Source organism: Kitasatospora sp. NPDC059160 (assembly GCF_042755465.1).
In the GTDB taxonomy this organism is placed as follows: Bacteria; Actinomycetota; Actinomycetes; order Streptomycetales; family Streptomycetaceae; genus Kitasatospora.
In genome coordinates this window covers 72,041-95,954 of the sequence record NZ_JBHZCN010000023.1, presented here as the reverse complement: position 1 = coordinate 95,954, position 23,914 = coordinate 72,041, and the positions used below count along the sequence as shown (strand labels likewise).

The window sequence follows — 23,914 nt, the reverse complement described above, 5'->3', positions numbered from 1 at the left end:
CGGCGGATGCTCACGAGCGGCTCCCGGACGAGGCCGACAGATCCGGTTGAGGACCCGAGGTCAGTCAGAGGTTGAGTCAGACCTGCCCGGGAACCACTCATGAACATCCTCACTGTCAGTGGTCGTAGGCGATCAGTGAGCGGGCGACTGGTCGGCCGGTGGTGCGGTTGTGCCAGATCGCGCAGGTCAGCGCCAGCAGCCGCTGGCCGAATCGTGTGTGTCGTTCGAGGCCGAGCCGGCCCTTGAGGGTGTCGTGGACGGACTCGATCAGCTGACGGACGGACTTCGGCAGGCCCTCGCCAGGACGGGAGTCCGGTCGCGGTAGGAGGGCCGCAGCAGCCCGATGCCGTACTGGTCGAGGAAGCGGTCGAGTTCGGCGGAGACGTAGCCCTTGTCGGCGAGGATCAGCAGGCCGGGCCGCTCGCGGGCGAGCTGGGGTTCTACTCGTCTAGCTGGAACCGTTCCGGGCTACGTGCGCGTGCCGGGGCCGGCGGGCTGCCTGATGACGGCCCGGCAGGCACGCAGCAGTGCCTCGTCGTACTCGATGCCGTCGCAGAAGCCGCCGCTGCGGCGGGTGAGGGCGAGTTCGGCGCGGACCCGGGGCAGGGCGGGCGCGGCGGCGGGGCCCATCCGCTGCAGGCACTCCAGGACGTGGCGGGCGGTCGAGTCGTTGCTCTCCCACCCCCGCAGCAGCACGGGCAGGACGACGGCGGCTTCGGCCGGGCCGGCGATGTCGTGGATCGCGGCGGCGGCGTGCGTGCGGGTCCAGGCATGTCCGGCGTCCAGCAGCTGCCGCAGGCGGGGCAGGGCCGCTGCGGCCGACGCCCCGATCCGGCCGAGGACGTCTGCGGCCTGGTGGCTGTCGGTGTCGAGCAGGGCGGTCAGCCGCGGCACGGCATCGGCGGGGTCCCTCTCGGTGTGCCCCGCGAAGCGCAGCTGCGGGTCGTCGGCGTCGGCGAGCGGACGGACCGTCCCCAGCGCGGGTGCGGCACCGCTGCCGAAGGCGCCGAGCGCGCGGAGGGCCGCGGCGGCGGTGCGCCACTGCTCCTGCTCGACTGCCGTGCTGAGGGCCGTGACGAGAGCGGGCACGGCCGCCGGGTCGCCGAGCCGGCCGAGCGCGCCCATCAACCCCCAGGGCGAGGAGAAGTCCGCGTCGGCCAGACGACGGGTCAGCCTCGGCAGCAGCTCCCCGGCGGCCTGGGGCAGGTGCCCGGCGGCCCGCACGGCCCGCCAGTCGTCGACGCCGGTGTCGAGCGCCGTCAGCAGGCCGGGCAGGGCCCGCTCGTCGCCGAGGCCCGCCAGCGCCGTGACCACCTCCTGGTGGGGCGCAGCCACTCGGCACGCGCGCGGTAGAAGTGAGGGGCGAGGCGACGTTCGATACGTTCGACGGTCGATTCGGCGGCTCGGTGCCTGCCTCGGGTGTCGGGTTCCTTCGGGGGCGGAGGTGATCGGCCCCCGCCCGTTCGGGGCGGAGGCCGGATCGGACGGCTAAGCCGCTTCTTCGGGGATCAGTTTCGGGTGTCTATGCTCCGAAGGTCTCGGGCTGCCATTCGAGGCAGGTCGGCTGCCTCCCGCCCGAGATGAGGAACTCCTTCACCGCTTGGCGCAGGAGAGGGATTGGAATCTCTGAATGGTCGGCGAACTGGGTCGTATTCCACACGAAGTGGTATGTGGGTTTGGTTCGGGTTTCCGGTGATCCCAGGGAGGTAAAGTTTCCGTTCGCATCCATGTAAGAGACGAGCCCGAGCCCGAGGCTCTTGCTTGCGCAGACCATGAGCTGATGATCGGGGAACCCCAAAGCTGTCACCTCCCGATCCTGCGAGTACACCTCGGCAAGGGTGTTGTAGTCGGATTCGCCATCCAGTAGATCGTCGATGAACGCATCCACCTCATCCAGGCTGGTGATAACGACTGGATTCTTTCCGTGCCCCTTCCTGTATCTGGCCTGAATGCTCTTTGCATCCCCCGCAACAGGGATTACCTTGTAGTTTGACTTAATGCCCTCTACTGGCATGTCTGCTTCCACGTCGCCTTGTTCTTTCCGTACGCCCTGCTCCGCCAGCCGTCTGGGCACTTCGGATCGGGCCAGTGCACCAGCAGGTCCTTGTCTCCCAACAGATAGTCAAGCACCGCATCACACCCTAGCAGGGCATCGTCACAAGGGCCTCCCTTGTGATTAATAGCAAGTTCCGCCATCGTGATGTTTTCTTCGTACATCCTGGCCACAAACTTCTGCTCCACGTCTGTGGCACGCACGGAGGTGGCATTACCCAAAGGGACTCCTCCCTCCTTGAGCTTCGCATTCACCCAGTCGGCAAACCTTTTATCATCCACATTGTCGATACCGCTTTGCAGGTTATACCCGTTCCTGTTTCCGCCATCGCCTCTGGCAAAGCCCGTTGTCCATTGCCCGTCCTTCCGTTCCGGAAGCTTGGACTTCGCGGCCTGAACCAGGGGATCGAAACAGTTGTCGTTGTGGACGAGTACAGGTGTTTCGTCGGCCAGGACGTAGTACGTGTGGAGTTCTTCGACCGTCAGGTTGTAGGCAGCCTGCAGATCGGTCCTGTGTCGGACTTCCGAGACCGTCGCCGTGGATCCGGTAGGGGTTCGCAGCCGGTCGCCGGCGGCGAGGTCGGCGGCTTCGACCCAGTCGTGTTTGTTCTCGGCCCAGAAGGGATGCCGGTCGGTTGCGGTCAGGCTGCCGCTCTTGGTCTCGCCGGCAATGGTCAGGTCGGTGAAATCGCGGTCGTCCGGGGAGTGGATGAGCCGCTCGACTGTTTCAGGGGACGTGTCGCCCGTGACCGGGTCGGTGGCAAGGACCTTGTCTCCGAGTCTGACCTCTTCGATGGACTTGCTGCTGCCGTCGCCCATGAGGACCCGGGTGCCGGCGGGGAAGCTGTTGGGAATCGTCGGGCACGACGTGGGAACTCGGGTGACCAGCTTCTTGATGAACTCGGCGGCCTTGTCGCCATAGTTCCCGAACTTCTTCGCCCACTGGCCGAACTTGGCGACGGCAACACCGTCGCCGATGAACGGGATCGCGCCGATGCAAGAGGTGATGGCTTCGGCGGTACGGCCTTCGACCGCGTAGTAGGCGCAGTTGATGAGGTCGGCGATGTCGGCGAGGCCGGGGGCAATCATTCCGCCGGCGCCTCCGATGATGTCGAGGGTGAGGTGGACGCTCTCGGAGAAGATGTGGTAGAGGGCATTGAGGCTGTCGTTGTCCTCCTTCTGCTTCTTGATCTCCTCCTCGATCGCCGCTACCTGGTCCTGCTTCTGCTTGGCTGCCAGTTCGTCTGCGGCTTGCTGTGTCTTGTCGTGCAGTTTGCGGAGTTCTTCCGCCTTCTGACGGTCCTCTTCGAGCTTTGCGAGCCTGGCCTTCTCCTCCGCGGCGAGTTTGTCCTCGTAGTTGGCGTGGGCGTCGTCGGCGGCGTCCTGGGCTGCTCTGGCGTCCTTGCCGGCGGCCATTGCGGAAGCGCGGGCTTCTCGGGCCGATTCGTAGGCGTTCGCCGCCGCCCACTTCGCCAGTGACGCCGACTGGGCGGCACGCCTGGACGAGTTCACGGCACTGGCCGCGTCCCGCTTGGCGGAGGCCTGGGCCGTGTTCGCGCTCTTGGCGGACTGGGCGGCGTTGGTAGCGCTGGTCTGGGCCGCTTCGACGGCGGTTTGGGCCTTGGTGACGTGGTCGGCCGCTGTGTTGGCGGACCGCTGGGCGGTGTTGGCGAAACCGGCGGCTTCGTTGGCTGCCCCGCGGGCGATGGCCGCGACGCGCTGGGCTTCCGCGGCGTTCTTCTGCGCGGTGGCGGCGGCCGCGGTGGCCTGGGCGATGAGAGCGGTGACGTCCGCGACGTGGACGGCGGTCAGCTGGTCCTTGCGCTGGGCGGTGTACTGCTCTTCGGCAACGAAGGCGCGCAGTTGGAGGACGGGGGCCTCAAGCGCAGTTCGTGCGGCGGCCTTGAGCTCGGGTTGAGTGGTTGGGGCGTCGGCGAGCCGGGTGGTAGTGAGTCGGTCGTCCGCCGCCTGGGCGTCGGCGAGGCCCTTGTCGAGGAAGTCGCGCAGCGCTGCGGGGGTGTTGGTCCGCAGGGCGGCGTCGCCCGCGGCCCTGACAGCGGGGCCCGCCTTGTCGATGAGGCGGGTGATGGTCAGCCGGTTGTTGGGCGCGGCGGCCTCGTACTGACCGGCGGAGAGGAAGGCTTCGATCGTTGCAGTGTCACCCTGGAGCGCGGTGTAGGCGGCGGCCCGGACGGCCTGGTTCTCGGAGTCCGTGTAGATCTGTGTAGCGCGCTCGCGGGCGTCGTGTTCTTCACCCGCCCGTCGTCCCGTCTTCAGGTAAGAGAAGACCGCGGTGTCGGGGCCGGTCAGGGCTGCTTCGGCCGCCTCGGATCCCCAGGTCCCGGAGATCTTGCGGGACAGGAGGGCGAGTTTACGGCCGTCGGTGGCGACCTGTTGCGGGGTGGTACCGGGCTGGCTGACGGCCTGCGCGAGACGGTCTGCCTCGGTTCTGGCCTTCTTGACCTCCTGGCGGGCCTTGTCGGTCTCCGCTTGTTTGTCCGCCTCGTCGGCGCTGGCCTTGCGGGCGGTCTCGACAGCGGTCGCGGTGCGGTTGGTCAGGTCCTCGGCCTCCGTACGGCGGGCCAGCTCCTGTACGTCGCCGGCCTTGTCGACCGCGGCCTGTGCGTCCGTGGCGAAGCCGGAGGCCGCGTTGGCGTGGTCGGTCGACTCCTGGGCAGCGTTGGAACTTTGTCCGGCCCGGTCGGCGGCATCCCGGGCTGCCTGGGCCGCTGCGGAGGCGTGCGTGGCGGCTGAGGTCAGCAAGGTCATCGCTGCCTCAGCCTGGCCAGCGGCTTCGCCGGCCAGCTTCTGTGAGGCGGTGGCGGCACGACCTGCTTCCGCGGCCTGACGGCGGGTCGCCTCCGCGGCGCGCTTGGCCTTCGCAGACTGGCCGCCGGCGCTGTCCGCGTAGGCACCGGCCTGGGAGGCGGAACCGGCCGCAGCGTCCGCGTTGCCCCTGGCGCTGGTGGCGGCTCCGGCCGCATCCTTGCTGTTCGAGGCGGCCCTCTTCACCTCGACGAGCGTTGCCTTCGCATCCACCGCAAGCTTTGCCGCCGCGTCCGCCTCATCGGCGGCCACTCGGGCCTCGTGGGCCTTGCTTGCATCACCGGCGGCGGCGGAAGCGGCCGTTCGGGCCCTGGCAGCGGCCCGCTGGGCCCCGGCTGCGGCGGCGGCCGCGTTCGAGGCTGCGTAGGCTGTGGCGCGGGCGGAGGCATTGGCCGCGCGCGCGGCCGTGATCGCCGTTTTCGCCGCATCACCCGCCCGCTCCGCAGCCGTTGCCGCGTTGTTCGCGGCAGCCGTGGCCTTGGCCGTGTCACTGCCCGCAGCCTGAGTCTCGGCCACCGCTCGGGCAGCGTCCTCCTTTGCCCTCTGCGAGTTGTAGACCGCCTTGTCCTTGGCCTCGATCGCCGCTGAGGTTTCCTGAGCAGCCTGCGCCCCGGCGTCCTTCGCCTGCTGGGCCAGCTGTGCGATGCTGGCGCGTTCCTGGTCGCGGCTCTGTGCGATGTACTGGCCGACCTTGAGAAACTCCCGGACGTCCTCGATCGTGCCGTTGAGCGCGACCCTGGCTGCCGCCTGGGTGTTGGCGCCGCCGGCGCTGAGGACCTGGACGAGTTTGACCCGGTCGTCCGTGTCCTTGGCCTTAAACTGCCCCTCCGTCAGAAACTGTTGGACGTCGTCGGTGGAGCCCCGCAGGGCGGCGTCACCGGCGGCTTGCAGTCCGCGGCCTGTCCCGGTGGCGGGGTCGATGATCCGGGTCGTCCAGAGGCGCTGGTCTGCGGCCAGCGCCTGCTGCCAGCCGCTCTGCAGAAAGGTCTTCAGCTCGGCCGCGGAGCCGTCGATGGCCTTGCCCGCGGCGTCGCGGACCTTAGGTCCTCCGAGACTAGCGATCTGGGTGGCCGCGAGCAGGTCGTCGGCGTGCTCCGCTCCGGCAAGGTCGTTCTCCAGGAACCGCTTCACGTCCCGGTCGTCGCCGGCGAGCGCGACCTCGGCGAGCGTGTGGACACTGGGGCCGCCCTTGAGCCAGGCCCGGAGCACTCGTTCACGGTCACTCAGCTGGACCTGTTCGCCGACCTGTTCAGCGGCGACGGCATCGGGCAGCCCGGTTCCCAGCAGGCCGGTCACCATGGCGATCGGCAGCAGGCTCAGGAAAAGCCTGCCCAGCAGCGGTCTGTCCCGCCTCCCGCCCCGGCGTGAGCGGGATATCGAGTGGTACACCAAAACCTCCCCTTCAACGTCGGCCGAGTCTCGGCCGCGACGGGGAGTTTACCCAGATATTACGCCACAACAGTAAGCATGCTGACCAGCCTTCTCAAGGTATGCAGAGAGCAATCATCCTGCCGTTCATGAGACGTAGTTGGAGGCCGGCTGAGGCTCCGGCAGGTGGATTGTTCCACATAAATCATGACATTCATCCTGGTAGCCACAGGTTCGCGGTTGTAGCACTCTTGGTCCTTCTGGTTCGATGGGGCGGATTCAGCCCGAGATTCAAAGGGGGGTTGGGCTCCAATCTGCCGCCCAATGATTTTGTGACGAATCATCAGGAGTGATGACTGATGGGCAAGGTAGGCCAGCTCATCAAGATCTTTTACATTCGCCACGTCAGGCAATCTGTGATCAAAAGAGAGGGATAGTTATGGCAAACCCTGTGTGCTGGCGGGTTGCCGCCGGTGCCGTCGCCCTGGCGGCGACGCTCGGCGCCACCGCACTCGCTTCCGCCGGAACCACTCCAGCGGACAACTCGGCCGCGCCCCCGGTGGTGGAAGACTTCAGCTACCCGGGTTCGGCCCCGTTCAGCAACGTCAAGCTGCTGCGCGGCGACGGCCACATCCTGCTGTCGGACTGCGCCGTCGACGATCAGATCAAGATATTGAGCATGGACCTGCCCAACGAGAGCGGCAACCAGATCTGCTTCCGCGCAACCACCAACACCGGCTACCTCACCATGGAGGTACCGAACGTGATCCGGATCCGGACGGACGACTACGCGGTCAGCGCCAAGCTCACCAGCGAGGGCGTCTCCCAGACCATCGACGTCGCCAAGGGCTCTGGCGGCGCCAGCGTCGGAATCGGCAGCGGTACCGGCACCGGCAAACCCGCCGCGCTCCTCGAACTGCGCGTCATCGGCTGACCCCCGCCAGAGAGCCCCGCTCACCCTTCCCCATGGAGCCCACGTGATCCACACCCCCCTCGCCAAGGCGCGAAAGACGGGCCATGCGGCACTGCGCCGGTGGCCAGCCATCGCCGTCGCCGCTGCCGCAACTCTCGTCGGCGCGACCGTATTCGCGGCGGCCGACACCACGCCGCCACCTTCCGACAACTCCACCGCGCCCTCGGCCGTCGAGGACTTCAGCTACCCCGCCGCCGCTTCCATCACCCGCGTCAAGCTGGTGCGCGGCGACGGGCACATCCTGCTCAGCGACTGCGCCAAGCCCAGCCAGATCCAGGTCTGGACCCGCGCTCCGGGCAACCCGGACAACAAGATCTGCTTCACCGCCACCGGCGCGACGGGATCGCTTGTCTTGCAGCTGCCCGACGTGTTCGGGGTCCAGACCAGCGGCCGTGCCGTCCGGGTCGCCCTCACCGCCGGGACCGCCTCACAGACCCTCGATGTCCCCAAGGACGGCTTCAAGGGCGTCGGCGAGGGCCTCGGCAGCGCCCCGACCAACGTCGTCGAGCTGACCGTCACCGGCTGACGCCCCCAAGCCCCCGAGTCTTCCCCTCCGACAGGAATTCCAATCAATGTCTCACCAGCCTTCGCCCCGCTCCTGGCGCACGAACACGGTCGCAGTCGCCGTGGTCACCGGCGTGCTGACCCCGCTCCTCGCCGCTCCGGCCAGCGCCGTGGCCGGAGCCTCGGCGGCCGACGGCTCCTATGCCTACACCGCCCGGCTCGCCATCGGTGACAACGTGCGTGCCTGCACGGGGGCCCTCGTGGACCGGTACTGGGTGCTCACCGCCGCGTCCTGCTTCGCCGACGACCCCGCCCAGCCCCAGGCGCTCGCGGCCGGGGCGCCGAAGTGGAAGACCACCGCGGCCATCGCCGGCAAGAGCGTCGACGTCGCCGAGCTGGCGCCCCGCCAGGACCGCGACCTCGTCATGGCCCGCCTGGCCACCCCGGTCACCGGCATCACCCCGCTCCCCATCGCCACCACCACGCCCACCGCCGGGCAGAGCGTGCGGGTGAACGGCTACGGGCGCACCAAGGACGAGTGGGTGCCGGACAAGCCCCACACCAACGCCTTCACCCTGGACACGGTGAGCACGGGCGGGATCGGTATCACCGGCACCGGGGGCGCCGCGGTCTGCAAGGGAGACACCGGCGCCCCCACCATCCGCGAGGCCAACGGCAAGGCCGAACTCGTCGCGGTGGCCTCGCGTTCCTGGCAGGGCGGCTGCCTCGGGGTCCCCGCCTCCGAGACCCGCACCGGGGCCTACAGCACGCGCGTCGACGACATCGCCGGATGGATCCAGCAGATCCTCACCCTGACGCCGGACAACCGCACGGCCACGGTCTACGAGCCGGCGGCCCAGACCTCCGAGGTCTTCCAGCTCAGAAGCGACCGGCAGATCTACGGGTCGTCCTTCAAGTCCGGCAGCACGGGTTGGAGCCCGTGGCAGCTCCTGGCCCCCCGCGAGTTCGTCAGCGGCCCCACCGCCGTCTACCACGCCGACAAGAACGCCACCGAGGTCTTCGCGATCGGCACCGACCAGCAGGTCTACCACTCCTGGCACACCCCCGGCTCGAACACCTGGGCCGACTGGCAGCTCCTCACCCCCGGCAAGGTCATCGGCCCCCTGCAGGCCGTCTACCACGCCGACAAGAACACCATCGAGGTCATCGCGCTCGGTGACGACCAGCAGATCAAGCATGCCTGGTACACCACCGGCGAGACCTCCTGGAGCGGCTGGAGCCTGGTAGCGCCCGGCAAGTTCACCACGCTGAACGCCCAGTACGTCGGCGACCGCCGCACCAGCCAGATCTACGCCATCGGCGACGACGGGCAGATCTACCAGTCCTACTACACCACCGGCGCCACCGGCTGGACCCCGTGGCGGCTCCTGGCCCCCGGCCGGTACATCGCGCTCAGCAGCGTCTACCAGGCCGACAAGAAGACCATCGAGGTCGTCGCACTCGACGACAACCGGCAGATCAAGCACGCCTGGTACAGCGATGCGACCTGGACCTGGAGCAACTTCCAGCCCATCGCCGCCGGCACCTTCACCGCGCTCAGCAGCGTCTACCAGGCCGACAAGAACACTATCGAGGTCGTCGCACTCGACGACAACCGGCAGATCAAGCACGCCTGGTACACCACCGGCTCCACCGGCTGGAGTTCCTGGACCCCCGTCGCGCCTGTGGCCCCCGGCAAGTTCGCCACCGTTCCCACCACGCTCTACCACGCCGACAAGAACACCGTCGAGACCATCGCCGTCGGAGACGACCAGCAGGTCTACCACGCCTGGTACACCACCGGCACCTCCGCTTGGAGCCCCTGGACCAAGCTCCCGTAACAACCTCGACACCCGTCCTTGCCCGCCCGTGACCCGGCGGGCAAGGACGCCATCGGAGACGGTCTCCAGAACAGGGGCCAGGCGAACTCGCCCGCCCCGCCCCAGGAGCGGTCCTACTCCCGCTGCTTCGCCGCCTCGCCGGTCCAACTCGGTGCCGGGCCGCTGGCCGCCCCGGCCGCGGACGGATGGGCGCGGTGGCGAGGGCCTGGGCTACTGGGCCCCGACCGGCACGTCACCGCCTGACCCGCCTTTTCAATCCCCATTCATCTGACGGGAATTCCAAGCAATGTCTCACCAGCCTTCGCCCCGCTCCTGGCGCACGAACACGGTCGCAGTCGCCGTGGTCACCGGCGTGCTGACCCCGCTCCTCGCCGCTCCGGCCAGCGCCGTGGCCGGAGCCTCGGCGGCCGACGGCTCCTATGCCTACACCGCCCGGCTCGCCATCGGCGACAACGTGCGTGCCTGCACGGGGGCCCTCGTGGACCGGTACTGGGTGCTCACCGCCGCGTCCTGCTTCGCCGACGACCCCGCCCAGCCCCAGGCGCTCGCGGCCGGGGCGCCGAAGTGGAAGACCACCGCGGCCATCGCCGGCAAGAGCGCCGACGTCGCCGAGCTGGCGCCCCGCCAGGACCGCGACCTCGTCATGGCCCGCCTGGCCACCCCGGTCACCGGCATCACCCCGCTCCCCATCGCCACCACCACGCCCACCGCCGGGCAGAGCGTGCGGGTGAACGGCTACGGGCGCACCAAGGACGAGTGGGTGCCGGACAAGCCCCACACCAACGCCTTCACCCTGGACACGGTGAGCGCGGGCGGGATCGGCATCACCGGCACCGGGGGCGCCGCGGTCTGCAAGGGAGACACCGGCGCCCCCACCATCCGCGAGGCCAACGGCAAGGCCGAACTCGTCGCGGTGGCCTCGCGTTCCTGGCAGGGCGGCTGCCTCGGGGTCCCCGCCTCCGAGACCCGCACCGGGGCCTACAGCACGCGCGTCGACGACATCGCCGGATGGATCCAACAGACCGTGTCCGCATGGGGCGTCAAGGTCGACTACTCCTCCGCCGTCGTGAACTCCGTGTACAACCCGGACACCAAGACGGCCTACATCTTTGCCCTGGGCACCGACGGGGTCCTCGCCTACAACTCCAAGACCGAGAACCAGGATTGGAGCGGCTGGTCGACCCTGGAGAGGTGGCAGTTCGCCGGCATCCCCTCCACCGTCTACAACCCCGCCACCAAGACCCTCGAGCTCTTCGCCGTCGGCAAGGACGGCAAGCTCTGCCGCAACCACTGGGACCCGGACGCCAAGAAGTGGATGGGCTGGGCCGCCCTGCCCGGCATCTCCAACCTCAAGGCCAACCCCGTCGCCGTGTTCAACCCCTCGAACCGGACCGCCGAGGTGTTCGCCCTGACCACCGACGGCTACATGGCCCACTCCTACAGCGACAACGGCAAGCCCTGGGACGACGTCCGCCCCCACGGCGACTGGCAGTTCAACGGCACCCCCACCGCCATCTACAACGCGGCCGCCGACGCCGTCGAGCTCTTCGACACCACCAGCCGCAACGAACTCGGCCACCGCTACTGGGACAACAAGACCAAGTCCTGGAGCGACTGGGGCGTCATCAGCGGCCCCGCCGTCACCGGCAGCCCCACCGCCGTCGTGAACCCCGCCAACAACAGTGCCGAGGTCTTCGTCACCACCACGAACGGCACCATGGCCCACAGCTACAGCCTCAACGGCTCCCGCTGGAACGACGTCACCACCATGAGCGACTGGCAGTTCAATGGCACCCCCACCACCGTCTACAACCCCGCCGCCAACTCCGTCGAACTCTTCGCCGTCCGCACCAACGGCCAACTCGGCCACGCCTACTGGGCCCCCGACACCAAGAAGTGGAGCGGCTGGAGCACCATCAGCGACTGGAAGTTCTCCGGCACCCCCTCCGCCACCTACAACGCCTACACCAACACCCTCGAACTCTTCGCCACCGGCACCAACGGCACCATGTCCCGCGCCACCTACCGCGACAACAAGTGGCTCACCTGGGAAACCATGCCCGGCTGGACCTTCGCCACCACCGCCTGAACCACTCCCCCGATGGCCGACGACAGAACAGCCAACGAAGAGTAGAAGCACGAGATAGTGGCATGGGCCCGCCGCGGGCCCATGCCACTCGTTCCCTGCAAACAGCTCAGGGCCTGCCGGATCTTGGCCAGGAACGTGCCGGGTCATCCGTTCCTTCGGCCCCCGGTCGCCGACGGCGGCGCGGCACCGGGCAAACACGCCGGCGGCCAGGGTCCACTGCTGGCCGCCAACGTGCTGCGACTGCTGTTCCTGCGCGGCGGCGGCCGCCTGGGCCTGGCCGACTCGTCCGTCCCTACGACGACCACGTACTCGACCTGATGCTCGTGATCCTGGGCGAGGGCCCCTGGTCCGCACCGCCAGGGTCCTGCGCGCCCTGGTACCCGGCCAGCAGCCGGAGGACTGGCTGCCGGGCTACGACCTCGACCGCTGCCCGCCGAACTGCCCGAGGAGGGCGGGGCCCAGGTGCTGGTCTACCGGGGCGGCCAGCCCGGGATGACGCTGGCCGCGGCCGCCAAGCGTGGCCCGGCCGCCCTGGCCGCCGCCGACCGCTACCTCCAGCTGCACCGGCTCGGCCTCGACCGGTACGGGGCCGGCAGCCACCTGTAACTCTCGGCGCCGATGCGGCCAGGACCAGGCCGCCGAGCTCGGCGGCCTGGTCGTTCACTGGCGGATAACACCTATACCTGGCCCGATATGTTCTCGGCCTCACGCGCGGTCCGAGCGCGTCGTCGACGTTCGGGCCAGTGGTAGCCGAGCTGATCGGCAAATTGCTTCGAACCTCCGCAGACCTCGGCGACCTCTCGGGGATCCTCGGCCGCGAGTACAACCCCAAGGACAACTGCACCCCCTCCTGCCGGCGCGCCGCGGAGTTCACCTGTACCTGCCTGGCGAAGTTCCACGGCGACGGACGCTGGATGAAAGGGCTGCGCATCGTCGAGGAGCTCGACACCAGCCGCGACAACGCCGCCTGGCACTGGATGATCTTCGCGTTCGAGGAGTGACGGCCAGCCGCCGGGCCGAGCCGGAGGCGCCATTGGCCGCCTCCGGTCTCAGCGTCTCCGGGCCAACCGGGGACGGCGTGCAGGTCTCTTCTCGCGGTACGGCGTTCACTCGCGGATGATGCCGTCGACGGGGTCGAGGCGGATCGTCCTGCCGTCGGGGGCGTGCCAGCGGCCGGTCCGCGGGTCGTGCGGGACCAGGGCGATGTCGCGCAGTGCGGGGATGTCCTGCCACGGGGTCGGCGGGTGGGTGTCCTCTCCGGCGCCGGTGAGCCAGGTCGAACGGACCTGGACGGTGGAGAGAACCACGGTTCGGATGTCGTCCTTGCCGGGGTGGTGGGGCAGCTTGGCCGGGCCGTCGGCGGTGACGAAGGTCCAACCGTCGCCGTCGGGCCAGACGGGCAGGATGCGCTTCGACTCACCGCCCAGACGCGTGACCGCGAGGTTCGGGTCCAGGGTGGAGGTCAGCGGGTACAGGTCCTTGACCCGGTCCGGCGCGGGGATCATGACCATGTCGGCGGCCGAGGCCTGGGCCTGCTCCCTCGCCAGGCGCCGCGCGTCGTCGGCGTCCATCCGGGCCGGGTCCCAGGCCGCGTCGTACACGCCGGCGATCAGGCCGGGGACCGCAGCAGGGATCGCGATCGGCCCCTCCAGCCCGCGGAGCGCGTCACAGGTCCGGCGCAGCAGTGAGGTGTCGTAGACGTCGCCCCAGCTGGGGGCGGGCAGGCCGTCGGGCGGGGACAGGACGACCAGCCGAGGGGCCGGCGCCCAGGCCGGGCGTGGGTGGTCGTGCCGGTGGCAGCGCCCGGCGCGCTGCAGGAGCAGGCTCATCGGGGCGAGGTCGGAGACGACCAGGTCGAAGTCCCAGTCGAGGGACTGTTCGACGACCTGTGTCGCGACGACGACGAGCGGCCGGTTTGGGCGGGCTCCCTTCGAGCCGACCATGCCCTCGATCAGGTTGGTGCGCTCGATCCGCTGCCACATCGGAAGGCGGGCGTGCAGGAGCACGACCTGCGGACCGTCCTCGCCCCACTGCTCGGTGAGCAGCCTCCTGGTTGCCTGGGCGTCGGCGACGACGTTGCACACCACCAGCGCGCAGCCCGTGCCGGCCGCGGCGGGCCGCAGCTCGGTCAGGATCCGGGCGGCCCGGCCTGCGCGCACCGCCGGGTCGTGGGTGTGCCGGACGGTGTGGTGGTCGACCGCGACGTCGCGTTCCCGGGTGGTGGGCAGCGGCCCGTACGCGGTGACCTTCCCGGTCCCGGCGCAGACGTGGACCCAGCCCGGGTAGGGGGAGGTGATCGGCTCCGTGTCCTTGTGGCCGGCGCCGGCCCGGTAGGCGCCGACGAGGTCGGTGGCGGTCCGCCCGGTCAGCGTCGCCGACACCAGTACGACCGGAATGCCGAGGTGGCCGCACCATTCCAGCAGCCGCTGCGTCAGCCGGTGCCCGTAGGCGTCGTAACTGTGCGCCTCGTCGATGACCAGGGTCTTGCCCGACAGCCCCAGCCACCGCAGCACGTTGAAGCGCACCGGCAGCGCCGCCAGTGCGGCCTGGTCCCAGGTGCCGACCGCGACTCCGGCGGCCAGTCCCCGGTGCGGTCCGCGGAGGAAGGACGCGGCCTGGGTCGACACGCAGTCGTCCGCCACGATCTCGTCGCGGTCCGGGTCGTAGTCCTCGTTCAGCCACGCCATCGAGTTCAGCAGGGTCACCGGGGTGCCGACCTCCGCGGCGCGGGCGGTGAACTTCTTCACCCGGCGCCACATCGCGTCGGTGGTCGCCATGGTGGGCAGCAGCACCGCCAGGCCGCCGGCGCTGGCCGCCGCGCCGAGGACCCGGGCGGCGAACAGCGCGGTCTCGGTCTTCCCGTCGCCGGTGGGCGCGGTGACGAGCACCAGCCCAGACCCCTCCACCAGGCCTCCGAGGCGCTGGGCGACGTCGGCCTGCAGCGGGTACGGCTTCGTGATGTCGGGGAACAGGTCGGTGAACGTCGCAGCCGGTTTCCAGGCAGGGGCCGCCAGCTGGGCGTGGGCGAGCACCCAGGGTGCGCGCTGCCGGATCCTGACGACGTGCGCGGCCAGGTCCCCGTTCCACGCCGCCAGCCGGCCCCGCACCTGCCCCGTGTTGGACGCCAGCCAGTCCGCCAGCACCACCAGCCCGGTCACCACCACCGCCGCACCCGCGGGCAACAGCCGCCCGGGTGCCGCCGGCGACCCGCAGATCCCGAACACCGCCCGGACGTGCTCCTCACGCTGCTCGGCCCAGCCGTCCCCACCCAGCCCGCGCAGCTCCTTCAACGGGTCGGCCATCGCAGCGGGCGACAGCGCCTCACCGAACACCCCGTGATGACCGCCGAGGATCTGCGCGACCTGGTGCGCCACGGACTTCCACGGCCGCTCGACCGGCGGCCACCCCAGCCCTGTGAGGATCTGCGGCAGCGCCCAATGGCTCGCCACCTGATGGGGGATCCACTCCTCGTGCATCCAGCCCGTCGGCGCCGGGTACCGCAGGTCGGCCAGCAGCCCGGCGGTACCTTCGAGGCCTCGCTGGAAGCAGTGGATGGTCTTCCCGACGTCGTGCATACCCGCCGCCAGCATCACCAGCCGCCTCGCCCGCGCCGGATCGACCCCCCAGCCACCGGCGATCAACCGACGCTGAGAAGCCGTCAGGTAGGAGTCCCACAGCCCGCCCGCGATCACCGCGGTGTCCGCCAGATGACACACCAGCGGGTACGGATCAGGCAGCCCACGACGCTTACCGGCAACTCGCGGATCGAACACCAAACTCCTCCAGATCACCGGTCTACCAACAACGTGAACACTGGCCACAGGCCACCTCCGCGCAGGCGGAGCGGACAGCAAGATCGTCGCCCGCGTCCACGGCGCCAACGGGCCACCTCCGCGCAGGCGGAGCGGACGCGTCCAGGCCGTCCCAGAATCCCTGCCACAACAGGCCACCTCCGCGCAGGCGGAGCGGACCACGAGGTGGAGGTCGGCGACCGGATCTTCCGCGGGCCACCTCCGCGCAGGCGAAGCGGACCCTTTTGACCTGCGGCTCTCTGGCGGCTTTGCGGTTTCTTTACTCGTGGTGGGGGGCGATGCTGAGGAGGCCGGCGCCGTAGGCGAGGCCGCGGCCGATGCCGTTGGTGAGCGCGGTGTGGAGTGCCTGGTGGTCGGTGATGGTGGCGGTGCCTTCGAAGCGGGTGAGGGTGTGGCGGATCGGTCCGGTGGCGCGGTGGCCGGTGGCGGGTTCCTGGGGGATGTCGAGGATGTCGTGGAGGTTGAGGCCGGCGGTGTGGGCTTTGCGTTCCCACCAGGCGATCGCGTCCTTGCCGTGCAAGGGGGCGGGCTTGCCGCGGTTGAGGCGCCCGCCGGCGTCGCGGGTTCCGTCGCGCAGCGAGCGGGTCGGGGAGGCGTCGATGCGGTAGCGGACCGTGCGGCCGTCGGCCAGCCATTCCAGCAGTGGCGCCAGATTGCGCTGCTGGGCTGTGGCGTAGCAGTCGGGCAGGACGGTGGGGTCGGCGGCGAGGGTGGACTGGACGAGGACGGTGGTGGCCTGGGGGGTGCGTTCGATGCGGTAGAGGACGCCCAGGCTGCGGCGGGCGGCGTCGCCGCTGGTGAGGGCGTCGGGGTACATGCTCATGATCCGCTGGTGCATGTGGCTGGTGTTGCGCAGGTCCGCTGCCGCCTCGCGGGAGCGGGGGTGGAGGTGGAGCTGGGTGAGGTGGGTCATCGGGTTCTCCGGGTGGGCGGTGTCACCCGCGGCGGGCGGGGCCGGTGAGGCTGGGTCAGGTGCGGGTGTAGGCGGTGAGAGCGGTGATCCAGGCGGTGCCGGTACCGGCGTGCTGGTCGGCGGTGAACGGGTGGAGGGTCTCCCACAGGGGCGGTGGGCGAAGCGGCGGGAGCCGGTGGTGGGGAGCTGATCGCGGACCTGGGTGAGCGGCGGGCGGCCGGTGCCGGGGTCGGTGTCGTGGACGAAGACCACCTCGGTCGCGCCCTTGCCGTCGGGTTCGCGGTGCAGCGGCAGGCGGTGGAGTTCCGCGACGGGATCGTCGGCGGCGCCCACGAGGACCGGTGCGGCCGGCGGGCAGGAGCGGCGCCCCAGGTACGGGTGCCAAACCGGGCGCCGCAGCGCCTCGGCCACCGCGGTGGCGGTGGCGGCCGGGCCGGTGACCGCGACGGTGAACGCCGCGTCGGCCAGGTACCAGCGCTCGGACTGCAGCGTGGCCTCCTTCAGCGGGCGCCGCCCTCCCGCGGCGGTGACCACGGTCCTCTCCCGCGGGTAGCCGCCGCCGACGGTGTGGTAGTCGCGCAGCAGCCGGCCCGGCCGGTCCACACGCACCGTGTACCGCAGTGCGGCCAGCTCCCCCAGGTCGGACCCGCGGGCCAGACCGAGCGCGCACGCGAACAGGCCCGTCAGGCCGGACCTCGTCGGATGCGGGTAGGTCAGCCGCGTCCCGAACTGCGAGGGGCTGCCCCAGGACTGCATCGGCGCCGACAGGTGCAGCAGCAGGCCGCCGCTCACAGGTGCTCCCCGATCGCCGCGTCCACGCCGGCCAGCAGCTTCTCCAGCGACCCGGCGTCCTCGCCCAGGTGCTCCACCGACCCGACCCCCAGGCCGCTGTACGAGCGGGCCAGGACACCACCATCCCCGTAGAAGCCGTTCACCGCCCCGGAGTGCGCGTCCAGGCACCGCACCGACGGCTCGACGAAACCACTGCCCCCCTCCGCCCGGACAGGCCGCTCGAACGCCCCGCCCAGGTTCACCGGCTGGTCCCCGCGCAGCACCACGTGCACCAGCGCCGGCGGGGTGAACGGAGCCGTCGACCCCTGCCGCGCGGACGGCACCACCACGGCGAACGCCCGCGCGAACTCCACCGAGACCCGCCTCGCCCCCTCCACGTCCCCGCCCAGGTTCCCCGCCAGCTCCGGCAGGTTCACCGAGCTGTACCGGTAGTACGTCCCCGACGTGTGGAACGCCGTCCCCAGGTGCGCCGACCCCGACTCGTCCTCCTGACCACGCGTGATGTCGTCCACCGCGGTGAAGTAGTCCGGCTGCACCGCCAGCGCGTGCGTCGTCAGCTGGTGCGCGACCTGCACCGCGCCCGCCACCGCCGAACCCGGCTCGTTCGCCAGCATCCGCCCGAACGCCGCGATGCTCGACGTCCGCCCCCGCAACACCTCCAGCACCCGCCCGCCGGCCGCCTTCACCAGCTTCTCCTGCGCCACCGCCTCCTTCTTCCTGTCCGCACCCGCCTCCACCAGCTCCCGGTGCTCCACCGCGACCTCGGCGAGCTCCGCGATACCGGCCCGCGGCAGCAGCAGCATGCTGTTCGTGTCGTTGTCCCCGTCCACGGCCACGCCCTTCACCCCCGCCGCCAGGACCACCATCCGCCCGGCCCGCTGCGCGAGCTCGTCGTCCCAGCCGCCGGTGCGCACCAGTTCGGCGGCGATGCTCTCCGGCAGCCGCTTCGTGCGTACCGCCCACTCCCCCAGCCGGTCCTCCACCTCCACCCGCACATGCCGCTTCCCGGACTGCGAGGAGATCCGGCCCCGCTGCTCGCCGCCGTAGTGGGCGGTCTTGGGGATGTTGAGGTCGTCGCGGTTGAGGCAGGACAGCGGGTAGGAGTGGATGACGTGCAGGTCGAGGTACAGGCGGCGCTTCATCAGGAGGTCTCCTCGTCGGTGCTGGCGGCGGTGGGCGCGGTGGGGTCGTACTGGTAGTAGGCGCGGGCCCAGGCCCGGGCGGTGTCGGTCGGGTGGTCGACCCAACGGGTCAGGTCGCGCAGCAGCAGCGGCCACACGACGGGGACGTCGCCGGCCCGCAGGCGGGCGACGAGGGGCGGCAGGTCGCGGGTGAGCGCGTCGGCGTCCTGGCGGGACATCAGCAGCAGCCGGGCCTTGACGGTGTCGTCGGTCAGGGTCTTCGTGTGAACGGCGCGGGCGAGCGACCAGCCGAGGTTGCGCCAGCGGTCCCCGTCGAGCGGGGCGGCCAGGCCGGCGGGCGGCTTCGGCTGGCGGTCGAGGCGGGGGTTGGGGGCCTGGTCGGCGTACATGCCGGCGGTCAGGACGTAGGCGCGTTCGGTGTCGCTGTTCGTCCAGCGCGGGATCCGGGCGAGCAGGTACTCGTAGGCGCGGAACGGCTTGTGCGGGTCGGTCAGCGCGGAGCGGACCGCGGCGCGGCCGCCGGGCGTGGAGCACTGCTGGTGGACGTGCAGCATGAAGGCGCGCTGGTGCGCGAGGACGTCCGGTTCCGCGGCGAGCGGCGAGTCGGTGGACATGGGCTCCTCGGTGAGGGTTGAAGGGTCGGGCTCCCGCTGGCAGCGGGAGGGGACGGGGTTGGAGGCCGGCTCCTTTCGTGTCGGCCGAGCGTTCGTCTCGGTGGTCGGTGGTCGGCCCCGGTCCGGGTCCAGCACCCCACCGGCCCGGCCGCCACCCCGCACGGTCGACCCGCCGTGCCGGGGACCGAACGAACGGGGATCGGAGGAACGGGGATCGAGGAACGGGCGGAAACCGGAACCGGGAGAACCTCAACGCCGCCGTCTACGTCCCCGGCGCCGGATCGGCTACGCCTTCTTCCGCGGACCCCGGGGCCTCCTGAGCATCGCGGCCCGGGCCTCCTCGACGGCCTGCATGCCCCGAGGCGTGAGCGCGGCCGCCTCCGTCACGGCGTCGAACACCCTCGTGGCGACCCCCAGAAACCCGGGCCGGGCCCGGACCCCGTCACCGTCCGGGACGACCGCCTTCCAGAACTCGGCCTCCGCCTGCGACCAGTACACCGGCAGCGCCGAATCGACCCACGGACAGACCTTGCTGTCGCCACTGAACCCCTGCCACGCCGCCCGCAACGCCTTCGCCAGCCCGGACGACACACCCTCGGCCTGCGACCGGGCCACCGAGACCGCCGCCGCACCGTCCCCGTCCAGCTCCTCGAGGAAGCCGAGCACCGGCGGCGTCACCGCGGTGAACCAGACGGTCTCCGGATCCCGCCGCTCCTGGTGCAGCCCGTACGCGCGCAACCGCAGACCTGCCGCCGTCTCCCGCGGCAGCCGCGCCACCGACGCCAGAACGGCCGGCCGGTAGCGCGGCGTCTTGCCCGCCACCGTCTTCAGCAGCAGCGCGTCCAGGTCCCTCCACGCCACCCGCGCACTGTTCGCCCGCACCGGACCGCCCTCGTCACGCCTGATCACGTACGGGTCCTCGGCCTCCGGCAGCTCGTTCTCCCACGCCCACGTCACCCACGAATCCGTCACGTGCCCGCCGTCGGCGTCCGGCTTGAGCAGCACCGCGTGCGCGGCACGCGACGTCAGCAGCGACACCGGCCCGGACGGCGCCGCCGGCACCCTCGGATCCGGGAGCTGCTCCGCCTCCCACGGGGCCTCGTCCCGACCCGGGTTCGTCGGCCAGGTCTCCGGCGACGGCACTCCCAGGATGAGCGTCTCCGCGAGACTGCGGCCCGCCGGGAACCACGACACCAGCGCCCGGATCGGCCCCGCCACCGTGTAGTGGCTGTTCCGCCCGTCCGACCGCCGCCGGTTCGCCGCCGTCCCCGACGGCCCCGCGAACAACCACGTCAGCAGCCCGAACGCCGCCGTCACGGCGGGAACGGGCCCGCCGATCCCGCCCTTCTCCAGCGGCCACCACACATGGTTGTTCCCCGACGGGCTCGTCATCACCAGCCGCCCGGTCCCGCTGCTGCCCGTGCACTCCCCCTCAAGCCGCGGCTCCTGCAGCCACGGCCGCTCCACGTCGAACAGGTCGAACCGCCCGGGATACCGGTCGAAGTACGCCGCGATCCGCCCCGAGTCCAGCCGGCCGGCCTCCAGCGCGTCCCACCGGCAGTCGTCCCAGTCCTCCGCCACGTCCAGGCCCGTGACCCGCGCCGTCACCGCGATCAGCACCCGCAACAGCGCCGACTCCGACGCCGGATCCGGGCAGTCGACGTGCTCCAGCAGATGAGCCCACCTCAGCACATCACCCAGACCCAGCACCACCGACTCCCCCGGCCCACCCCTCACCGGCAGCTCAGCCACCTCCCCAGGAGCCAGGTCAGCACGCACACGAGCCGTGATCCACGGCCTCACAACCACATCGAACGACGGACGCGACACAGGGCGGTCCCCACTACTCGAGCACGGTCAGTCACCACCCAGTGACGCTAGACCCAGCCACTGACAACCGGGACCCGAACCCAGAACAGAGGACGCCGTCACACCCCACCACTAGGATCAACTCCTCGCTCCTTGACACCACAACAGCTCCTCAACCCGACGCTTCAGCACGGTCAAGAAGCAGCACAGGACCACGCTGCGCAGCAGGTCTCGAAGGTCCGCTCCGCCCGCGCGGAGGTGCCCCGGGCAACCCGCCGCCGGACAACGCCGACGGCAAGTCCGCTCCGCCCGCGCGGAGGTGCCCCGCCTGGGGAAACCGCTTTCTCCTTCTTTCCGGGGTCCGCTCCGCCCGCGCGAAGGTGCCCCGACGAAAAAGCGCGGAGGAGAAGCTCGGGGAGTGTCCGCTCCGCCCGCGCGGAGGTGCCCCGTCGAATCCGTCGATCACGGCCGCCAGTTGCTCGTCCGTTCTGCCTGTGCGGAGGTGCCCCGATGACCGAGGACGAGCGCCGCACCTGTAGTGCGTCCGGTTCCGCCCGCGTGGGGGGTGGCCCATTGGGCGCGGACCGTACGACTTCGACGCCCGCTCCGGTCCGCTCCGCCCGCGCGGAGGTGGCCCAGGCAAACAAGGCGCCTTGGTCGCCGCGGGTTGTGTCGCTATCGGCTCCGCCAGCGCGGAGATAACCCGCTGCCCAGCACCAGCCAACTTGCCGCTGAACAGTCCACTCCGCCGTCGCGGAGGTGCCCCGGCCCGGTCCGCGTCATGGTCACTATCGCCCCCGTTCGCTCCGCCGGTGCGGAGGTGCCCCGTCGGGGGGCGCCGTCCTTCAGGGTGACGATCGCGTCCGCTCCGCCCGCTCGGAGGTGCCCCGGTGGGGCTGGCCAAGGCCAAGCTGGGCAAGGCGTCCGCTCCGCCCGCGCGGAGGTGCCCCGCGTTCACGCGATACGCTCCGAAGTGTGCACTCGTCCGCTCCGCCCGCGCGGAGGTCACCCGCTCGCCGCCGAGCGCGAGGGAATCGCAGCATGGTCCGCTCTGCCCACGCGGAGGCACCCCACTGACGTACTCGCGCATCGACTCCGGGTCGCAGTCCGCCCTGCCGGCGCGGAGGTGGCCCGCCCTCACCCTCCTGCGCCTCAGGGCACCCCGCGTCCGCTCCGCCCGCGCGGAGGTACCCCGAGGGCGTCGCCATCCTTGCCTAGGTGAACAGGGTCCGCTCCGCCCGCGCGGAGGTGACCCGCGCGCCAAGAACTGGGCGGACGTCCGCGTCGAGTCCGCTCCGCCCGCGCGGAGGTGACCCGCCGGGCACGGACGATGTGCGGGAGGCCCCGAGGTCGGCTCCGCCCGCGCGGAGGTGACCCGTTGCAGCGCTGGGAGGAGTACCTCCGGACCATGGCCGCTCCGCCCGCGCGGAGGTGACCCGTCGCGGCGGTTGGTCACGAGGAGCCTCCCGAGGTCCGCTCCGCCTGAGCGGAGGTGCCCCGCCAGCCGGGAACCAGCGGCTGGCCTCTTCCGTGTTCGCTCCGCCCGTGCGGAGGTGCCCCGGAGAGGCTGCGGGCCCTGGTGCGCTCCGTCGCGTCCGCTCCGCTCGTGCGGAAGTGCCCCGCCGGCCGGGATCGCGTGGGCCTCCAGCCAGTCGTCCGCTCCGCCCGCGCGGAGGTGCCCCGCCGTCGCTGCTGGTGGGGTGTGTGGAGTACGAGTCCGCTCCGCCCGCGCAGAGGTGCCCCGTTGAAGCTCGCCTGGATCTCGGCCCAACCGTGGTCCGCTCCGCCCGCGCGGAGGTGCCCCGGGGATGGTGCGCAACGCGGTGGCGCAGCGGTAGTCCGCTCTGCCTGCACGGAGGTGACCCTGTGCTGGACGCCGACGACATGTTGGTGGAGCCGCTCCCGCACTCTCGAGACAAGGCCCGCTCCGCCCGCGCGGAGGTGACCCGCCCAGGCCGCCAGTCCACTCCGCGCTCTCCAGAAGCGCTCCGTCCGCGCGGAGGTGCCCCGTAGCGGTGGCGGCGGACGGCGGCATGGTTCCATCTGCTCCGCCCGCGCGGAGGTGGCCCGATCCTCGGGATCAACGCCGGCCAGTCCGTCAAGTCCGCTCCGCCCGCGCGGGGGTGGCCCTCCGAGTCCCGGGTAACGGACATCTACCGGGAGTCGGCCCCGCCTGCGCGGAGGCGGCCCGGACTTCTGGAAGCACGCCGCGACGGTTGCCGGGTCCGCTCGACGCCCGCGAAGGCGACCTGGTGGCCTGTGTGCTAACCGGGCGGACGCCGTCCTCGGCTCATCCCGCGAGGGGCTTCGGAGCCCGCGAGTGCCAGGACGTCGCCCTCCCCCACACGCAGGTGCTCCTGCAGGACGGGACCGCAGCTTGCAGCCGCTGTCCGCAGCACGTGGCACGATGAGCCCCCGCTCCTTGACACCACAACAGCATAACCAGCCTGACACGCCAGCACAGTCAAGACAGCAAAGACCATGCTGCGCTGCAGGTCGAGAAGGGTCCGCTCCGCCCGTGTGGAGGTGACCCGTCGCCCCTGTTGCGCTCATCGACGGACGAGGAGTCCGCTCCGCCTGCGCGGAGGTGACCCGGTGTCGTTCAGCATCTCAGACCTGTCGACCCTGTCGGCTCCGATCCCGCGGGGTGACCCGACCTCGTGGTGCAGTTCGCCTCCCTCCCGCAGGTCGGCTCCGCCCACGCGGGGGTGGCCCCCAGACCGCCGTTCACGCCCAGGCCGAGGCCGCGTCGGACCCGCCTACGCGGGGGTGGCCCCTACGTCGACATAGGTCCGCTCCGCCTGCGCGGAGGCGACCCGTTCTTGATCATGGTGGCCTCGTCCAGGACCACGTTCGCTTCGCCCAGGCAGAGGTACCCCGTCGAATCCGTCGATCACGGCGCTCAGCTGCTCGTCCAACCTGCCTGTGCGGAGGTGACCTGCTGTGCAAGGTGATCAGCCTCGGGAAGGCGTGGTCGGCTCTGCCCGTGCGGAGGTGGCCCGGCGCCCCGCATCCGGGTCGATTGCGACGGCAAATCCGCTCCGCCCGCGCGGAGGTGACCCGGCGAGGTTGTTGAACTCGGTCTTCGCGGCGCCGTCCGCTCCGCCCGTGCGGAGGTGCCCCGCGCAGGTTGTTCGGGACGCTCTGCCCCTCGGTGTCCGCTCCGCCCACGCGGAGGT

15 protein-coding genes and 2 CRISPR repeat arrays are annotated in these 23,914 nt (G+C 70.9%); of the genes, 7 read left to right on the top strand and 8 right to left on the bottom strand.

Annotated features, from left to right (window positions below; all coding sequences use genetic code 11):
* Positions 1-468: 468 nt before the first annotated feature.
* From ACFXOZ_RS12680 to ACFXOZ_RS12670, 3 genes are all read right to left on the bottom strand, one after another.
* On the bottom strand, positions 469-1,335 hold the full coding sequence (locus tag ACFXOZ_RS12680; protein ID WP_380589843.1) for a HEAT repeat domain-containing protein: 867 nt from the start codon (positions 1,333-1,335) through the stop codon (positions 469-471).
* A 187-nt stretch (positions 1,336-1,522) separates the two neighbouring features.
* The gene (locus ACFXOZ_RS12675) at positions 1,523-2,026 is read right to left on the bottom strand and encodes an Imm1 family immunity protein (protein WP_380589841.1); all 504 of its coding nucleotides are present in this window, start codon (positions 2,024-2,026) and stop codon (positions 1,523-1,525) included.
* A complete protein-coding gene (locus ACFXOZ_RS12670) occupies positions 2,005-6,267 on the bottom strand; it encodes a polymorphic toxin-type HINT domain-containing protein (RefSeq protein ID WP_380589838.1) in 4,263 nt (1,420 codons plus the stop codon). The genes ACFXOZ_RS12675 and ACFXOZ_RS12670 overlap by 22 nt, the downstream gene beginning before the upstream one ends.
* 418 nt (positions 6,268-6,685) lie before the next feature.
* Here ACFXOZ_RS12670 and ACFXOZ_RS12665 point away from each other — a divergent pair, with 418 nt between their 5' ends.
* The 7 genes from ACFXOZ_RS12665 to ACFXOZ_RS12635 all read left to right on the top strand — a co-directional run bounded on the left by ACFXOZ_RS12665 (position 6,686) and on the right by ACFXOZ_RS12635 (position 12,654).
* On the top strand, positions 6,686-7,180 hold the full coding sequence (locus ACFXOZ_RS12665) for a hypothetical protein (RefSeq protein WP_380589836.1): 495 nt from the start codon (positions 6,686-6,688) through the stop codon (positions 7,178-7,180).
* 43 nt (positions 7,181-7,223) lie between these two features.
* Positions 7,224-7,745 (top strand): hypothetical protein, encoded by a 522-nt coding sequence (locus tag ACFXOZ_RS12660; RefSeq protein WP_380589834.1) that lies wholly within the window; start codon positions 7,224-7,226, stop codon positions 7,743-7,745.
* Positions 7,746-7,791: 46 nt separating this feature from the next.
* The gene (locus ACFXOZ_RS12655) at positions 7,792-9,564 is read left to right on the top strand and encodes a trypsin-like serine protease (protein WP_380589831.1); all 1,773 of its coding nucleotides are present in this window, start codon (positions 7,792-7,794) and stop codon (positions 9,562-9,564) included.
* 286 nt (positions 9,565-9,850) lie between these two features.
* Positions 9,851-11,653, top strand: coding sequence for a trypsin-like serine protease (locus ACFXOZ_RS12650; protein ID WP_380589829.1), 1,803 nt, complete (start codon positions 9,851-9,853; stop codon positions 11,651-11,653).
* A gap of 135 nt (positions 11,654-11,788) precedes the next feature.
* Positions 11,789-11,971, top strand: coding sequence for a hypothetical protein (locus ACFXOZ_RS12645; RefSeq protein WP_380589827.1), 183 nt, complete (start codon positions 11,789-11,791; stop codon positions 11,969-11,971).
* Positions 11,972-12,115: 144 nt separating this feature from the next.
* Positions 12,116-12,259 (top strand): hypothetical protein, encoded by a 144-nt coding sequence (locus ACFXOZ_RS12640; protein ID WP_380589824.1) that lies wholly within the window; start codon positions 12,116-12,118, stop codon positions 12,257-12,259.
* Positions 12,260-12,420: 161 nt separating this feature from the next.
* Positions 12,421-12,654, top strand: a complete 234-nt coding sequence (locus ACFXOZ_RS12635; protein ID WP_380589821.1) for a hypothetical protein — start codon at positions 12,421-12,423, stop codon at positions 12,652-12,654.
* Positions 12,655-12,759: 105 nt separating this feature from the next.
* Here the strand turns inward: ACFXOZ_RS12635 and cas3 are convergent, their stop codons facing one another.
* The 5 genes from cas3 to casA all read right to left on the bottom strand — a co-directional run bounded on the left by cas3 (position 12,760) and on the right by casA (position 20,663).
* Complete coding sequence (gene cas3 / locus ACFXOZ_RS12630) at positions 12,760-15,426, bottom strand: CRISPR-associated helicase Cas3' (RefSeq protein ID WP_380589818.1); 2,667 nt, start codon at positions 15,424-15,426, stop codon at positions 12,760-12,762.
* Between the two features lie 49 nt (positions 15,427-15,475).
* A CRISPR array of direct repeats spans positions 15,476-15,685; the repeat unit is 27 nt; unit sequence GGCCACCTCCGCGCAGGCGGAGCGGAC.
* Positions 15,686-15,724: 39 nt separating this feature from the next.
* Positions 15,725-17,170 (bottom strand): type I-E CRISPR-associated protein Cas5/CasD, encoded by a 1,446-nt coding sequence (gene cas5e / locus ACFXOZ_RS12625; protein WP_380589815.1) that lies wholly within the window; start codon positions 17,168-17,170, stop codon positions 15,725-15,727.
* The gene (cas7e, locus tag ACFXOZ_RS12620; RefSeq protein ID WP_380589812.1) at positions 17,167-18,312 is read right to left on the bottom strand and encodes a type I-E CRISPR-associated protein Cas7/Cse4/CasC; all 1,146 of its coding nucleotides are present in this window, start codon (positions 18,310-18,312) and stop codon (positions 17,167-17,169) included. The genes cas5e and cas7e overlap by 4 nt, the downstream gene beginning before the upstream one ends.
* A complete protein-coding gene (casB, locus tag ACFXOZ_RS12615) occupies positions 18,312-18,926 on the bottom strand; it encodes a type I-E CRISPR-associated protein Cse2/CasB (protein ID WP_380589809.1) in 615 nt (204 codons plus the stop codon). The genes cas7e and casB overlap by 1 nt, the downstream gene beginning before the upstream one ends.
* A 285-nt stretch (positions 18,927-19,211) precedes the next feature.
* A complete protein-coding gene (gene casA / locus ACFXOZ_RS12610; protein WP_380589848.1) occupies positions 19,212-20,663 on the bottom strand; it encodes a type I-E CRISPR-associated protein Cse1/CasA in 1,452 nt (483 codons plus the stop codon).
* Between the two features lie 309 nt (positions 20,664-20,972).
* A CRISPR array of direct repeats spans positions 20,973-21,245; the repeat unit is 29 nt; unit sequence GTCCGCTCCGCCCGCGCGGAGGTGCCCCG.
* Positions 21,246-23,914: the final 2,669 nt, after the last annotated feature.